The 16,478-nt window shown below is 37.1% G+C and carries 13 protein-coding genes and 1 pseudogene; all 14 read right to left on the bottom strand.

Going from position 1 to position 16,478, the window contains the following annotated elements:
• Positions 1-2 precede the first annotated feature (2 nt).
• The gene (locus tag A5880_RS08790) at positions 3-209 is read right to left on the bottom strand and encodes a hypothetical protein (protein WP_086330595.1); all 207 of its coding nucleotides are present in this window, start codon (positions 207-209) and stop codon (positions 3-5) included.
• Between the two features lie 428 nt (positions 210-637).
• Complete coding sequence (locus A5880_RS08785; RefSeq protein ID WP_086330594.1) at positions 638-1,546, bottom strand: helix-turn-helix domain-containing protein; 909 nt, start codon at positions 1,544-1,546, stop codon at positions 638-640.
• Between the two features lie 226 nt (positions 1,547-1,772).
• The gene (ftsY, locus tag A5880_RS08780; protein WP_086330593.1) at positions 1,773-3,023 is read right to left on the bottom strand and encodes a signal recognition particle-docking protein FtsY; all 1,251 of its coding nucleotides are present in this window, start codon (positions 3,021-3,023) and stop codon (positions 1,773-1,775) included.
• The gene (locus tag A5880_RS08775; RefSeq protein ID WP_086330592.1) at positions 3,024-3,851 is read right to left on the bottom strand and encodes a Cof-type HAD-IIB family hydrolase; all 828 of its coding nucleotides are present in this window, start codon (positions 3,849-3,851) and stop codon (positions 3,024-3,026) included.
• A gap of 24 nt (positions 3,852-3,875) precedes the next feature.
• Positions 3,876-7,453: pseudogene (gene smc / locus A5880_RS08770) on the bottom strand (chromosome segregation protein SMC).
• Between the two features lie 23 nt (positions 7,454-7,476).
• Positions 7,477-8,169 (bottom strand): ribonuclease III, encoded by a 693-nt coding sequence (rnc, locus tag A5880_RS08765; protein WP_086330590.1) that lies wholly within the window; start codon positions 8,167-8,169, stop codon positions 7,477-7,479.
• 265 nt (positions 8,170-8,434) lie between these two features.
• Positions 8,435-8,833, bottom strand: coding sequence for a nucleoside-diphosphate kinase (gene ndk, locus A5880_RS08760; RefSeq protein ID WP_086330589.1), 399 nt, complete (start codon positions 8,831-8,833; stop codon positions 8,435-8,437).
• Positions 8,834-9,083: 250 nt separating this feature from the next.
• Positions 9,084-10,859 carry an oligopeptide ABC transporter substrate-binding protein gene (locus A5880_RS08755; RefSeq protein ID WP_086330588.1) on the bottom strand — a complete coding sequence of 592 codons (1,776 nt, stop codon included), beginning with the start codon at positions 10,857-10,859 and terminating at the stop codon, positions 9,084-9,086.
• A gap of 17 nt (positions 10,860-10,876) precedes the next feature.
• Positions 10,877-11,779, bottom strand: a complete 903-nt coding sequence (locus A5880_RS08750; protein ID WP_086330587.1) for an ABC transporter permease — start codon at positions 11,777-11,779, stop codon at positions 10,877-10,879.
• 30 nt (positions 11,780-11,809) lie between these two features.
• Positions 11,810-12,772, bottom strand: coding sequence for an oligopeptide ABC transporter permease (gene opp4B, locus A5880_RS08745; protein ID WP_086330586.1), 963 nt, complete (start codon positions 12,770-12,772; stop codon positions 11,810-11,812).
• Complete coding sequence (locus A5880_RS08740; protein ID WP_086330585.1) at positions 12,772-13,716, bottom strand: ABC transporter ATP-binding protein; 945 nt, start codon at positions 13,714-13,716, stop codon at positions 12,772-12,774. Before A5880_RS08740 ends, opp4B begins: the two co-directional genes overlap by 1 nt.
• Positions 13,716-14,723, bottom strand: a complete 1,008-nt coding sequence (locus A5880_RS08735) for an ABC transporter ATP-binding protein (RefSeq protein ID WP_179190420.1) — start codon at positions 14,721-14,723, stop codon at positions 13,716-13,718. The genes A5880_RS08740 and A5880_RS08735 overlap by 1 nt, the downstream gene beginning before the upstream one ends.
• A 263-nt stretch (positions 14,724-14,986) precedes the next feature.
• On the bottom strand, positions 14,987-15,226 hold the full coding sequence (acpP, locus tag A5880_RS08730; RefSeq protein ID WP_086330584.1) for an acyl carrier protein: 240 nt from the start codon (positions 15,224-15,226) through the stop codon (positions 14,987-14,989).
• Between the two features lie 144 nt (positions 15,227-15,370).
• Positions 15,371-16,369 carry a phosphate acyltransferase PlsX gene (plsX, locus tag A5880_RS08725; protein ID WP_086330583.1) on the bottom strand — a complete coding sequence of 333 codons (999 nt, stop codon included), beginning with the start codon at positions 16,367-16,369 and terminating at the stop codon, positions 15,371-15,373.
• Positions 16,370-16,478 lie beyond the last annotated feature (109 nt).

Here is a 16,478-nt window from a genome sequence, read left to right as displayed (position 1 = left end):
TGTCACTCTATTTCTTCTACTTGAATATCTTCTAAGTTTAAACATCTAAAAAGAAATTCTTTTTCTGATTTTTTGAGAATCATGACAATCTTTAATAACTCACCTTTATCCAGTATCTGTAATAACTTATCTTCATCACTATCGTTTACCACAACTAATTTTTTATGTATAACTGCTTGATCTTCAATGAAATATTTTATGTTAGTCATAAGCAACGCTCTCTTTCTTCATAGTTAGATATGTATTTTCAAGAGTTCCAAAAGTTACATCATATATCTCTAAACTGCTTTAACCATTCCATTTTTTTCACTCACCCTCTTATTTAATACTCAATTGCTCTGCCTTATATGTATTACTTTACTTCTTTCTACTTTTTTTCAACAGGACATTTTTGTCAGGTCTCTTTCTAAATGTTCCACCATATTTCTCTAAACCGTTTCAACCATTCCATTTTTTTCACTCACCCTCTTATTTAATACTCAATTGCTCTGCCTTACACGTATTACTTTACTTCTTTCTACTTTTTCTCAACAGGACATTTTTGTCAGGTACGTATAATAAATACATCGAGTAGCCTTATTAACTATTATTTTTATGTATACAAAAAAAACAGAAAATGAGAACATCGCCTATGTTCTCACTTTCTATTTTTATTTTCTTTATCTTCGTCCCATTCTTTCTTTATCCGTTCAGCCAATAAGTCTTCACCGTGCAGCTGAGCTAACAATATCGCATCATTATATTTTTTATCTGCTTTTGATACATCGTTAAAATATAGCCAATACTTCCCTTCTACCATATCCATGATCGGTTTTCTATGAAAATCCTGGCTCATTTTCATTATGGTATTAGATATTTTAACTATGTTCAGAACTTTTTCATATTTATCAAACGTAATATATAAGGCCGCTATTGTTCCTAAAACCCTATTTAAAAGAACTAAACCCATTTCTGATGTATAATCTACCTGCTCTAAACTTTTTTCAACCAACTCTTCAAATTCTTGATTATCAAATTCCATATGAAAGCAGCAACCAAAATATAAATGAACAATCAATAAATCATTATCTGAATAGACTTTCTTATTCTTGATCTGAAAGAAATAATCGTTTAGTATTCCTTCACCAAAATCTATTCTTTCTGAAAGATTCACATCATTTTGAGCTTGAGCAGTGTCTATTAAAAGCTGTTCTTCTTCTGGTAAAACATCATAGTAGTCTTCGTATATTTCATCAAATATACCTTCAACTACTTTTTTCATTTCCTCATTATATTGCGGTGGTCGTTTAAACAAACCTGTTTTCAGATGTATGTAACGCTGCGGTAAGGTCATTTCATTTTCATTTATCAAATGAGAGATAGGTACGGCTAGTTGCTTCGATATGTATGTAAGCTTTGGTAACGTTGGAAGTGATTCTCCTGATTCAATCCTAGAAAGCTGTCTAACTGTCAATTCTAATTCATCATCACAAAATGCTTCTCTACTTAAATTTTTCTGCTCTCGAAGCATTCGAATTTTTTTTCCTAATTCTAATTTTATATCCATGTCATCGCCACCTTTCACTATTCATCTTTTTCGCCTTAATGTAATAATTATATTCAAACCATCTCTGATTTGCAATACTTTGCTGATAAAGAAGATAAGAATTTTTTAGTAGTTCGCCAAGTTAATGACAGAGAAACTTACTTTTAACCTAACCAAAAAGAAACAAATATGCTAAAAGAGTGCAGGTAGCCTCATTAACACATTTGTTCCATTCTCAACCGTTCTTCTACTCTTCTTCTTTCAACAAGCCCTTAAACAAACCAACCGCAAAATCATTAGCATCAAACGGCTCTAAGTCATCAATGCCTTCCCCAAGTCCAACTAATTTCACTGGTAAATGCAACTCATTACGAATCGCCAAGACGATTCCACCTTTAGCTGTACCGTCTAATTTTGTCAAAACTAACCCAGTAACGTCAGTCGTCTCTTTAAATTGTTTCGCTTGTGACATCGCGTTTTGTCCTGTCGTTGCATCTACTACAAGCAACACTTCATGTGGTGCATCTGGCAATTCACGTTGGATGATACGCTTGATTTTTTCTAATTCGTTCATCAAGTTGACTTTGTTTTGTAAGCGTCCTGCCGTGTCCACGAGTAAGATATCCGCATTTTCAGCTTTGGCACGCTCTACTGCATCAAAAACGACCGCTGCTGGATCTCCTCCTGCATTGCCTCGCACAACTTCAACACCCGCACGTTCGCCCCAGACTACCAATTGATCGATCGCTCCTGCTCTAAAGGTATCGGCTGCTGCCATCAAGACTTTTTTTCCGTCTTGTTTGAACTCATGAGCAAGTTTTCCGATACTGGTTGTTTTGCCCACACCGTTTACACCGACAAACAGCATAACAGTCAAACCATCGTTTTGAATATTCAGTGCATTATTTTCTTCAATGCCTTCTGCTTCGTATAAATCTACCATTTTCTCAATAATCGTGTTTTGAATAGCAGCTGGCTTTTTGGCGTTACGTAATTTTACTTCTTGGCGTAGCGATTCAGTGATTTTTATCGCAGTATCAAAACCAACATCAGCACCAATCAATGTTTCTTCTAGCTCTTCAAAAAAGTCTTCGTCAACTGAACGAAAATTAGCAAATAATTCATTCAAACGTTGGCCGAACGTTTTTCGCGTTTTTTCTAATCCTTTTTCATACTTTTCTTGTACAACGATTTCTTCTTGTTGTTCGTCAATAAGTTCTGGTTCAATACGTTCTTCCGTTTCAATTACAGTCTCTTCTGTAATTGACGGAGCAACTTCTGGCTCTACTTCTTCCACTATTTCTTCTATCTTTTCAAGAGAATCAGCTTCTGTTGGTTCCGTTGTTTCTTCTTGTACAGGTTCTTGTGTTACTGGTTGTTCTTCTGGTGTCGCCTCTTCATCAACAACTTCTTCCAGCGTGTCATCCGTTTCAATTTTTGCTGGTTCTGTTTCTTTTTCGTTCATAAAGGCTTTTTTGATTTTATCGAAAAATCCCATTTAAATTCCTCCTCTCAATGGTTCTAAAACAAACTTTTCAACAGCTTGTGCTACACCGTCGTTATCATTTGTATCAGTGATTACGTCTGCCAGCTCTTTAACTTTAGCTACAGCATTCTCCATTGCTACACCAAGACCTGCATATTCGATCATTGGTAAATCATTTTCTTCGTCACCAATTGTCATGATTTCTTCTTGTTTGATGCCTAAATCTCTAGCTAATAGAGAAATTCCATAAGCTTTAGTGACTCCTTTAGGCATAAACTCAAGCAAGTTGCTTCTTGTCTTAATGACTTCATAACGATCATAAAATGGTGCAGGTATTTTTTTGATTTGTTCATCCAAATAGGTTTCATCCACCGCTACAACCGCTTTGTTATAGATTTGGTTTGCTGTAAGTTGAGCTAATTCATACGATTCAAACGTCAATAAGTTATTTAATTGACTATATAAAGAAGTATACTCTTTTGACGCTGGCAGTTGCATCACAAGTCCGTCAGATAAAATATCCAATGGAACATTTAATGCTTGAGCTAACTCATACAACTCATGGACATGTTCTAAAGGCATCAATGCTTTTTCAATGATTTCACCGGTATCGTTTTTTTGAACCAATCCACCATTAAATGTGATGCTATAGTCCCCATTATCACGTAAATTCAATGCTTCTAGATAAATTTCAATTGCAGCCAACGGTCGACCTGTACAAAGAACGATTGTAACACCATTGGCTTTTGCTTGTGCCAAGGCTTCTTTGTTCCGTGTCGAGATTTCCTTTTTACTATTTAAAAGTGTGCCATCTAAATCAATAGCGACTAATTTAATCATTCAATTACTCCTATCATATTACAACTAAGTTTCAGCGACGATTGCGCCGCCTTCTTTGACCTCTTCCAAACGAACGGAAACGATTTTAGATACTCCGGATTCTTGCATTGTCACACCATACAAGACATCTGCGGCTTCCATCGTTCCTTTGCGGTGAGTCACGACAATAAACTGGGTTTCGTCTTCAAATTCGCTTAAGTAATGACCAAAACGAGAGACATTCGCATCATCTAAAGCCGCTTCAACTTCATCTAAAACACAGAATGGAACAGGTCTCACACGAATGATCGAAAACAATAAGGCAATCGCAGTCAATGCACGTTCCCCACCAGAAAGTAGACTTAGGTTTTGTAGCTTTTTGCCTGGAGGCTGTGCTTCGATTTCGACCCCAGTATTTAATAAATCTTCTGGATTCGTCAAAATTAGCTCCGCTCGACCACCGCCGAACATATTTGGAAATACGACTTTAAATTGTGCACGAATGGCTTCAAAGACTTCGCTAAAGCGAGCTTTCACTTCTTCATCCATTTCACCCATTGTTTCAAACAACTGCTCTTTAGCGTCTAACAAGTCATCTCGTTGAGACACTAAAAACTCGTGCCGTTCATTGACTTGTTCATACTGTTCAATCGCATTAAGGTTGACTGGACCTAAGCGTTCGATATCACGTTTCAAGCGTTTCACTTCGATTTTTGCCTGCTCTTTATCGATCGTCAACTCATAATCTTCATTCGCTCGCTCAAAGGTTAAACTATATTCTTCTTGCAGATATTGTAACGAATTATCCAGCTTGATTTCAGAACGGTTTTTCTCCACTTCGATTTTGGTTTGTTCTGTTAATAAATGTTGTTGCTCTTTATTTTCTTCTGCTAAACCTGTATCGATTTGATCCACTTGTTCTTGTAATTGTTGACGAGAAGTTTTCGCTTCTTGAATACTTGTTTGTAGCTGCTCTTTTTTCTCAGCTAATTGTTCTAATTGAACAGCTAAGCTTTCTTCTGTTACTTGATGATCTGTCGAATGGTCATTCAATTGCTGCAATTGTTGACGCAGAGCAGTTTCTCTCGCCAATAGTTCATCTAGCTGGGATTGTTTTTCTGCTGTTTGCTCCGTTAAATGCGTTAATTGTTCTGACACAACCGCTTGATCAGCTTGAACTTGATTAAAGCGTTCGAAGGCTTCCCCACGTAATTGTTCCATCTGACTAGCTTCTTGATCCACCTGTTTCATTTCCTGATCTAAACGATCCTTGGTCTGATCCAACTCTTGTTGTTGTTCTGTCAGCTCTTCTTTTCTCGCTTGATATTCAGTTAAAAATTGGTGTAATTCACGTGCTTCAAATTCAAACAAACGCTGTTCTTTCGTTAAACGAGTGATTGTTTCTTCTTGGTTTGCCAGTTTATTTTGTAGTTCTTGCTGTTTTAAACGACTTGTCTCACCTGTTGAACGTAGGTGCTCTAATTGTTCATTTAGCTGTTTGACTTCATCGGTTAATTGCTGAACTTCTTTTTCGTTCACTGTTAACTGTTTTTCAAAACGTTCCATTTGTTCCGTCAGTGTTTGGAGTTCTTGTGTTTGAGAAAATAAGCTGCCTTGATTACCGCGTTTATTGGCACCACCAGTCATTGACCCACCTGAATTCATGACATCTCCATCTAAAGAAACAACCCGATATTGATAGTTGACTGCTTTCGCCAATTGGTTGGCACTTTCTAGCGTTTCAGCTAACAAGGTCACACCTAACAGGTTTTGAACCACATTGCTGACGTCATCAGAAAAATGAACGAGCTCACTGGCGATTCCTAGAAATCCTGGAATATTACTCACACGATCACGAACAGCACTAGAAACAGTTCTTGGTTTGATCGTCGTCAATGGTAAGAATGTTGCCCGACCGCTATGCTGTTGTTTTAGGAAGGTAATACCGGCACGTCCATCTTTTTCTGTTTCTACCACCACATGTTGCGCCGCTCCACCTAAAGCTGTTTCGATTGCCAATGTATATTCTTTTGGCACGTCCATCAACTCTGCAACAGCGCCAACAATTCCCGTTAATTGGTCTTTGTGTTTTAACACTGCTCGTACACCTTGATAAAATCCTGAATAATTTTCTTGGATCTCTTGCAAGCTTTTTTGACGAGCTTTGGCTTGTTGAACTTGGTTCATGGCTTGATACATATTTTTTGTTTAACAGCTAGTTGCCCTTGTTTTTGATCTAATTGATTTTTTAGTTGCGTATATTGTTCTCGTTGATCATTTAACGATTGATCAGATGCGGCTACTTGTTCTTCAAGTTGCTCTTTTTCTGCTAAAGCATCGTTCATTTGTTTTTCTAACGCTTCATGTTTTTGGATCGATTGTTGATTTTTAGCCGTTTCTTGTTGATACTGACGTTCTAAATACTTTAGATCGTTCGTCGTGTTGGCTTGTGCTTGCATCACTTCAACATATTGGCTGCGCAACTCTTCCAATAATTCTTTTGAGGATTTGCTGTATTTTTCAACTTCTAATTCTGAGGCTTTACTTGCTTCACGTAATGTTTCACGTTGGGCTTTTTTCTCAGTGACTTTTGCTTGCAACTCTTGGACTTCTTCACGGTAGCGCGTGATTTTCTCAGCATTTTCTTCTAAAGACTGCTGGTACTCACTAGTCGTCTGCATTGTATGTTTTGAACGTTCGACCAATACATTTTTTTGACCTTCCGTTTGTTTCAACGCTTCTGTGATTTGTAACAGTTGTTGTTGTTGTGTTTCGATCTGCTCATCTAATTTATTCCGTTTTCCACGCAATTGGAATAATTCATCTTCTGAATCACGAATTTTTTTGCTGGCTGTTTGTAGCTTCTCTTCAATAGCGGTAAGTTCTGCTGTTTTGACTTCCCAAACTTTTTTCGCTGCTTCAATTTCAGTTACAGTCAAACTAACATCGATTTCAGTTAGGTTCTCTTTAAGTTTTAAAAACTCCTTGGCTGCTTCACTTTGTGCAGCTAGAGGAGTCAGTTGATCTTCTAATTCATAGATGATATCTTGCACACGACTTAAATTATCTTCAGTTTCAAACAGTTTTTGTTCTGCTTTTTTCTTACGTTGTTTATACTTCAACACACCGGCTGCTTCTTCAAAAATACCACGACGGTCTTCTGGTTTACTATTAAAAATAGCTTCGACTTTTCCTTGAGAAATAATTGAAAATGATTCTTTTCCAAGACCAGAGTCCATAAATAAATCATGAATATCTTTTAATCGGCAAGCCTGTTTATTGATGTAAAAATCACTTTCTCCTGTTCGACGATACCGACGTGTTACGCTAATTTCAGTAAAATCCAACGGTAAAAAATGATCACTATTATCTAAGACAACCGTTACTTCGGCAATATTTAACGCTTTACGACCTTCAGAACCAGCGAAAATAATATCCGGCATTTTGCCTCCGCGAAGGCTTTTGGCCGATTGTTCGCCTAAGACCCAGCGAATCGCTTCGGTGATGTTACTTTTTCCACTGCCATTTGGTCCAACGACAGCCGTCACACCATTTTCAAACTCTATAACGGTTCGATCCGCAAAGGATTTAAATCCTGCGATCTCAATTCGTTTCAAATACACGAATAAAACGGCTCCTTCCAAGCTTACTCAGGATGTTGTTTCAGCGCCTTTTCAGCGGCATCCTGTTCTGCTAATTTCTTCGATTTTCCCTGGCCTGTTCCAATCAGCTTTTCGTTGACATAGACTTCAACAAAAAAGATTCGATCATGAGCAGGACCTTCCTCATTGACTAAACGGTAGTCGATATTGACATCCCCTTGACGTTGTAAAACTTCTTGTAAATGTGTTTTGTGATCCATCTCATGTGAAAAAGCACCGGCATCAATTTTTGGAAAAATGACTTCTGCAATAAATTTCTTAACTGCATCGACTTTTTGATCTAAGAATAAAGCACCTAAAAATGCTTCAAATAAATCGCAAAGCAATGCCGGACGCGCACGCCCACCAGAATTTTCTTCCCCTTTACCAAGAAGAATATATTGATCGAAATGGCATTCTTTCGCAAATTTAGATAAACTATCTTCACGTACGATTGCTGCCCTCATCTTCGTTAATTTTCCTTCTGGCATATCTGGGAATTGTTTATACAAATATTGGGAAACCAATAATTCTAAAACAGCATCCCCTAAAAACTCTAATCGTTCATTGTCAGATAGTTTTAAATAGCGATGCTCATTCACATAGGATGAATGGGTGAAAGCTTGTTCTAATAGGTTGACATCATGGAAAACAATGCCGTAACGTTCTTTTAGTTCGGTAGTTAACTGATTGTCCATTTGCTACATTCCTTTAAGTTTATTTACAACCTTCTCTATTATACTTTTTTTTGAAACATTTTTAAATGGTTAGGACGGGAATTAGGCTAAATTAGGCAATGGATTCATCATTTTTGCATGATTTCCTCATTATACCAGTGGATAGAATGAGACTTTCTATCATAAATAAGTAAAAAGCGCTTCAGATCATCGGTTTTAAGTGGTTAGTCTTTTACTCCCACTTTTTAAAACCAATAATTCTTAAGACGCTTTTACTTCATTTTTCTTAATTAAAAAATCGATTAATTTCAGCCGTTGCTGCTTCTGGCGAATCAGAAGCGTGGATAATATTTTGATAGCTGTTCGCTCCATAATCGCCTCGAATCGTTCCTGGTTCAGCATTTAGACAATTGGTAGCTCCAATCATTTTCCGCACTATTTTGATGACCTCATTTCCTTCTAGAACAAGATAGACAACTTCTGATGATGTCATGTACGTCATCATGTCTTCAAAAAAATCGAATTGCTTTACATGTGCATAATGTTCCTCTGCTTGCGCCCGAGACATTTTAGCTACTTTTAGTTGAGCAATCTTCATTTGTTTTTTTTCAAACCGTTGAATGATTTCTCCTACTAACTTACGTGTAACGCCGTCTGGTTTGATGATGACTAGTGTTTGCTCCATTTGATTACTCTCCTTGTCTGTCTTCTCTTTTACAAGCCTTTTTGAAAGCGCTTAACAAAGAGGATATCATGTAGTAAAATTTCTGTCTAGTGTACAAGTGACAAAAAAAGTTTGTTTTTTGTCACTACTCAATAGAAAAACACAATCCATACATTTATTTTCCACTAAATAAAAAGAAGCGTAAGGCAAAAGAAATAAACACTTTTGCCTCACACTACTCTAGTTACTTTTCAGCTTCTTCTATTAATAATTAACGTTTTTCAGCTGTCAATTCAATACTATAATAATCTCTAGTATCTTCATAATTCCAAGTAAATGATTTCACGCGATCGCTGATAGGCAGGATTTCATTACGGTACAATGTTGGAATAACTGGCGCTTGTTCAAACATATACTCTTGCCAAGCATCGTAAGCTTCTTTACGTTTTTTATCGTCAAATGATGCTTTTGAATCAATTGCTTTCAACAATTTATCATTTTCTTCTGAGGCAAAACGAGAATAGTTGAATGCCGCTTTGCGACTGTACAATCCTGCTGGAGATGGCGCACTATTTACACCCCAAGCAGCTTGGAAAACATCGATTTCTGGATCATCATTTTTAATTTTATCGTAGAATGCTTGGAAATCAATTAAACGACCCGTTGCTAATTTCACATCTAAACCAATTTCTTTCCATTGTTGTAGATAATAATCAGCTAAAGGTTGTGCCGTTTCGCCACCTGCCATTGAGGCAAAGTTGATGGTTAATTTTTTCCCATTAGGATCTTCTCTAAGTCCATCTTTATCTGTATCTTTGTAGCCTGCGTCATCCAACATTTTCTTTGCTTTTTCTAAATCATATTGATATCCTTTAACATCTTTATTATGCAATGTTTTAAAGATTGGCGGAATCAATGTTGTTGCGCCAGTACGCAAGCCATTATAGAATTTTTGACCGATTGCGTTATTATCTACCGCATAACCCATCGCTTGACGTAATTTCACATCCGCCATTTTTGCATCTGAATTCATGATAACTTCGCCTTTTTCTTTATCAAAAGTACCTAGTTTGAATCCAATATAAGTGTAGGCTAATTCTTCACGACCTAGCATTTGGTAACCTTCTGAATCTTTATACGTTGGGTAGCTATCTGTCGGCATTGAATAGACTATATCGTATTTTTTCGCTTTTACGGCTTCAACGATAGAAGCCGTGGGCACATTTGTGAATACGATTTTATCTAGTTTGGGTTTTCCTTGATAGTAGTGCTCATTTGGTAAGTACTCTACTGATTCACCCGTTACGATTTTATTCATATAGTAAGGACCGAATGTAACCGGATTTTTTCGGACTGCATCACTTTGTTCTTGATCTTTAATAGGAATATCTTTAAAGATATGTTTTGGCATTGCGTACGTATTTACGCCACCGCTTAATTGTAGCATTCCTGGATTCATTTCTTTAAATGTAATTTCGGTTGTTAACTCGTCTACTTTTTTGATTCCAGAAATAGTATCCGTTTTTCCTTCATGATACTCATCCATTCCTACGACATTCATGAATTTGTCATCATAGCGAATCCCAGTATAGTCTTTATTTCCGATTAATTCATAAGGATAGATCACGTCGTCTGCTGTGACAGGCTCACCATCCGACCATTTCACATCTTTTTTCAATGTGATCGTTGCCTTATTGTTATCAACATCTATCGCTAATTTAGCCGCACCGTCTTCTGTGATAACAAAATCTTCATCATAAGAGAATAAAATTTCATCAGACGGCTTCATGTAATAATCATCGTACGCATCTTGTTGATACGCTTTTGAAAACAATCCTTTAAACTGAGTATCTGATGCGACTGCAACATCCAAAGTCCCGCCTTTGATTGCTTCTTTATCGTTTTTGACCTTCATAGTAAATTTACTGATATCTTCTGTTTCTACACTCTTATTCCCCGAATCTGATTTCTTACCACCACAAGCAGCTAATGTTAGTGCCATCACCGCTGTTAATGTAAGCAAACCCAAAACTTTACTGTTTTTCACACTATTTCCTCCTCGTTTTAGCCTAAACGTTGTCTTGCATCTGCTGAACGCTTAAACGCCTGGCCAATATAATTTATACATAACATCATTACTAAAATCAGTGCTGATGCAGGTACCCAAATCCATGTTTTATTTGCTAAAACATCGCCATTACTCGCATAACCAATTAATGTTCCCAGACTCGGTACATTTGTCGGTAAACCAAATCCTAAGAATGTTAGAGTTGTTTCGATCCCGATATTTGCCGCAAAGTTAATCGTTAAGTTTGTGATAATCAATGAACTTAGATTAGGCATAATTTCTCGAAACATGATTTTAAAATCACTTGATCCTAATGTTTTTGAGGCACTTACATAATCTCTACGAACTTCAGAAAGTGTTTTACTTCTAAATAGCCGAGCTTTAGCAACCCAGTAAAACGAACTCATAATCCAAACAAAAGACCATACATTGTAATTAGGAATAATCGTAACGAAAACGATGATAATCATCATAATCGGCAAAATCATAATAAAATCAACGACACGCATCACAGCATTATCAAACATTCCGCCATAATAGCCAGAAATAATACCGATCCCTACACCAATGATTGATGTAATGATTGTAATCGCAAAACCAATGACAACTGAATTCCGTGCGCCAATGATCAACTGGCCAAGCACATCTCGTCCACCTTCGTCAGCGCCCAAAATAAAGTGTCCATCAGGTTCCGCGTATTTATCTAAAATACTGACCGTCATGACTTTATCTTGATCGGTCAACATAGCACCGATAAAGACAACGAGCAAAATAACCACTAGTAATACAAGTGAAAAAATAGCTAATTTGTCTTTTTTAAATTCTCTTGCAATCATTCGGAATCCCATTGGTGGAATATTTTCAGCAACAGGTATTACATTTTCTTTATTTGTATCCATCTCATTTCTCCCTTTCCTCAAAATTGATTTTTATTGAACCCGAATCCGCGGGTCGACAATACTCATCACAATATCTGAAACTAGATTTCCGATAAGTGTTGCAACACCTAAAATCAATACTAAGGATGTAATCACTGCATAGTCTCGTTGACCAATTGAATCGATAAATAATTTTCCAATCCCTGGATAGCCAAAGATTCGTTCAATAACGACCGATCCGCTGATCAAAGCAGTGATTTCGTAACTTAGTTGAGAAACAATTGGTAAAGAAGCATTTCTGAAAATATGCCTTGTATAAACTTTGTTTGTTGGCACACCTTTTGAACGTGCTGTCCGTACATAGTCTAATGATTGGGAATCAATCACTTCATTACGCAAGTATTGAATCGTGATCGCCGTTCCAAGTAATGCCTGAGAAAGCGCAGGTAAAATCAAATGATAAAATCGATCCCAAATATAGGCACCTGTCCCTGATTCAACCCCACTCGAAACTGAACCTGTCGTCGGGAACCAATCAAGTCGATAACCGAAAATAAATAGCATAATTAATGCAAAAATAAATGGCGGAACTGCAAAACTAATAAAGTTGTAAATCACTACAAATTTATCTAAAATCGAATTTTGATAACGACCAGAAAGAACACCTAACGGTAAAGCAATGGCATACATCAATACAACTGTTACTAAGGATAACAAAATCGTATTGACAGCACGGTTACCAATTAGAGTAGCCACAGGTAATTTGAAAATAAAGCTCTCACCAAAATCCCCTTGAAAAACATTACTGATCCAACGCACATATTGCGTTGTCCACGGATCATTCAACCCTGCTGATTCACGCATTTTTTCAATCACTGCTGGATCTGTATTTGGGTTGATCAATCCCGTAAATGGATCACCTGGCATCATTTTCGCCAACATAAAAATCAATACGCTTAAAATCAAAATTTGAGGGATCATAAAGAGTACACGTCGTAAAATCGTCTTCCACATTAGTTTGCACCTCCATCTTTCAATGCGACTTGATGTGTCTCACTTATTTTCCGCAAATCATATACACGTCCGTTTTGATCATAGTAGTTTTTTTGATTTTCTATATATTCTTTTTCTACCTTACGTCGTTGCATCTTATGCTTTTCTCGATTGGCAACATCGATTTTAGGAATTGCTGATAATAAACGCTTAGTATAGATGTGTTGAGGATTTGTATAAATATCCTCACGCGTCCCAATTTCGACGAAGCGTCCTTTGTACATAATCGCAATGTTATCGCACATATGCTTGACTACACCCAGATCATGAGAAATAAATAGATAACTCAAGCCATATTCTTCTTGAATATTTTTCATAAAGTTCAATACTTGAGCCTGAACGGACAAATCCAAAGCAGAAACTGGCTCGTCAGCAATGATCAACTTAGGATTAGTCGCAACAGCTCGTGCTACGCCCAAACGCTGTCTTTGTCCCCCAGAAAACTCATGAGGGTATTTGTACAAAGCATCTTCCGGCATCCCAACAATATCCAAGAGTCCTTTGACCTTTGTCTTTTCTTCTTGATCGCTCAAACGCTCAAAATTACGAATTGGTTCTGCGATAATATCCAACACTCGTTTTTTAGGATTTAAACTAGACATTGAATCTTGAAAAATCATTTGAACATCTTTGTTATACTTCATCGCTTTTCGATTGCTGTGCTTCGTCACATCTTTGCCTTCATATAAAACAGAGCCACTAGTGACTTTCTCTAAACCAATGATTGCCTTTCCTGTCGTCGATTTCCCAGAACCTGATTCACCGACCAATCCGTACGTTTTGCCTTTTTCGATGATAAAATCTACACCATCAACAGCTAACACATGATCAGTAACACGATTGAAAAAGCCGCTGCGGATCGGGTAATGTACTTTAAGATCTTTGATTTGGATGATTTCTGCCATTACACTTCCTCCTGTTCATCTCTAAAATGGAAATGCTGATAGCAAGTGCAACGGACAAAATGATCTTCTCCTACTTCATGCAGCATCGGTACTTCTTCATGAGCATCTTCTGGAATCCATGGAATTCTTGGTGCAAATCGGCAGCCTTCTCTTGGTAGTTTACTTAATGAAGGAACGACTCCTTCAATCACATGCAATTGACTATCATCTGAATTTTCTTGTGGAATCGATTGTAATAAGGAACGTGTATATGGATGTTTAGGATTTGTAAACAATTCTTCTGCAGAAGCTACCTCAACAAACTGACCCGCATACATCACCGCTACCTTATCTGCCATTTCAGCTACAACACCTAAATCGTGGGTAATTAAAATAATCCCTGAAGCCGTCTCCTCTTGCAAATCCTTGAGTAAATCTAAAATTTGCGCCTGAATTGTTACATCCAATGCTGTTGTTGGCTCATCTGCGATAATGATTGCTGGTTTACATGCAATAGCGATGGCAATGATTACGCGTTGACGCATCCCACCAGATAATTCATGTGGATATTGTTTTCCTACACGTTCAGGATTTGGAATCCCCACTTGTGTCAATAATTCAATCACCCGATCCTGTTTTTGTTCTTCATTCATATCCGTATGATACGTTAAGCTTTCTTTGATCTGCTCTTCAATCCGCATCAAAGGATTCAGTGCTGATAGAGGATCTTGAAAAATCATGCCGATATCATTGCCTCTGATTTTGTTATATAGTTGTTCGTTAAACGTCGTCAAATTTAGATCCTTGTAAATAATTTCTCCTGTGACTTGAGTATTATTTGGATCATGGAGCCCCATAATCGTCGTTGCAAGTGTACTTTTTCCACAACCCGATTCACCAACAATTGCTAAAATTTCATTTTTCCCCAATTCAAATGATACATCGTCTACCGCATTAAAAAACTCATCTTTCATGCGAAAGCCTGTGCGTAGATGTTGAACATCTAACAATTGATTTTCATCACTCACTTTAACCCACTCCTATTCCCTCATTTTTGGCTACTTTACCTCACTCGCCACGAGAGGATTTATCGTTTTTATAAATTGTTTTTATCATTTTTCTAATTGTGACCTTTTTTATGCAATTGTATATAATTTAAGAAAGAATTGCAACATTTTGGCAATACGATAGATATATTTTTTTTTATACAAAAAAACAATTGGGCCATAACTCTACGAGTTATAGCCCAATTGTTTAAATGTGCTTATTCGATCACTTTTATTAGTTGCAATTATAAGTTATTCATAATATAGTCCACAGCGGCACCAACTGTTTCAATTTGCTCTGCATCTTCATCAGAAATTTCTGTACCAAACTCATCTTCCAGCTCTAAAACAAATTCCATTACACTAATCGAATCTGCATTCAAGTCATCTTTAATGTTTAATTGATCTGTCACATTCTCAGCTTCAATATCAAAGTGGTTTGAGATAATCTTCGCTACTTTTCCAAGTACTTCTTCACGACTCAACTGTATTCACCTCCACTGCTTTTGAAAAACGTTCCTCTTTAAATGAGTTGAACGCTATGATACATTGTACTCACAATTAAGTGATTTGTCCATCTTTTTTTGCAACTTTATTACAGAACGGTTGCAAATAGGTTTCGAAAAAACTTATTCTTGGTTTTCGTAATGATTGACAAGCTGAGGAACAACCTCAGTTTTCAGCATTGTATGGATTTGACGGATCGTATAACGAACAGCTTCTGGACCAGTTGATCCATGTGTTTTAACAACAGGCGCTTTCAAACCAAAAAGAACGGCACCGCCATGCTTAGAATAGTCCATTTCATTTTTCATCCCACGTAAAGCATTTTTTAAAAGTAATGCGCCCATTTTACCTTTAAATCCTTCTGCTAAAATTGAAGATTTCAAAAGCCCCATCATGTTCATCGCTGTCCCCTCGATAGATTTCAATACAGCATTTCCCGTAAATCCATCTGTTACAACAACATCTGCGACACCATTTAATAAGTCACGAGCTTCTACATTTCCGATAAAATTGATGCCTTTTTCTTCTGAAAGTAGCTCAAAAGCTTTCTTAGTCAATTCACTGCCTTTTGTTTCTTCTGTTCCATTATTCAAAAGAGCTACACGAGGATTGTTGATCGCTCTCACCTTTTCGGCATAAAAAGAACCTAATACAGCATATTGGACAAGATGTTCTGGTTTATTATCTGCATTCGCGCCTAAATCCAGCATATCAAATCCACCATCAGCTTGTCCAATTACCGGCAACGTAGACATCAAACCTGGACGTTCCACATTTTTGATTCGCCCAACAATAAATAGACCGGCAGCTAGTAATGCGCCCGTATTACCCGCCGAAAAAATTGCATCTGCTTCGCCGTTTTTTACTGCTTGTGCAGCTAATACCATCGAAGCTGTTTTCTTACGACGAATCGCTTTTACCGGTTCATCATCACTATTGATCTTTTCATCAGTATGGATAATCGTGACATTCGTTTCATCAGTCACATATTTTTTAATTTCATTTTCTTTTCCATAAAGTAAAAACTCAATATCAGGAAAATCCTGTTTGGCTAACATAACCCCTTCAACAATAGCCTGTGGCGCATGATCGCCACCCATTGCATCAACTGCAATCTTCATAAAATAGTCCCTCCTAGATAAATTACAATAAGTAGTATAACATATTGAAAAGCGGAATGAGTCGTTCAGCTCTGACAGAAAAATAGAGAATGCTAGTTGCGAGGTTCTT

The organism is Enterococcus sp. 4G2_DIV0659, from assembly GCF_002140715.2.
Lineage (GTDB): Bacteria > Bacillota > Bacilli > Lactobacillales > Enterococcaceae > Enterococcus_L > Enterococcus_L mansonii.
The sequence above is the reverse complement of the archived record's forward strand: the minus strand, read 5'-3'. Positions and strand labels throughout refer to the sequence as shown.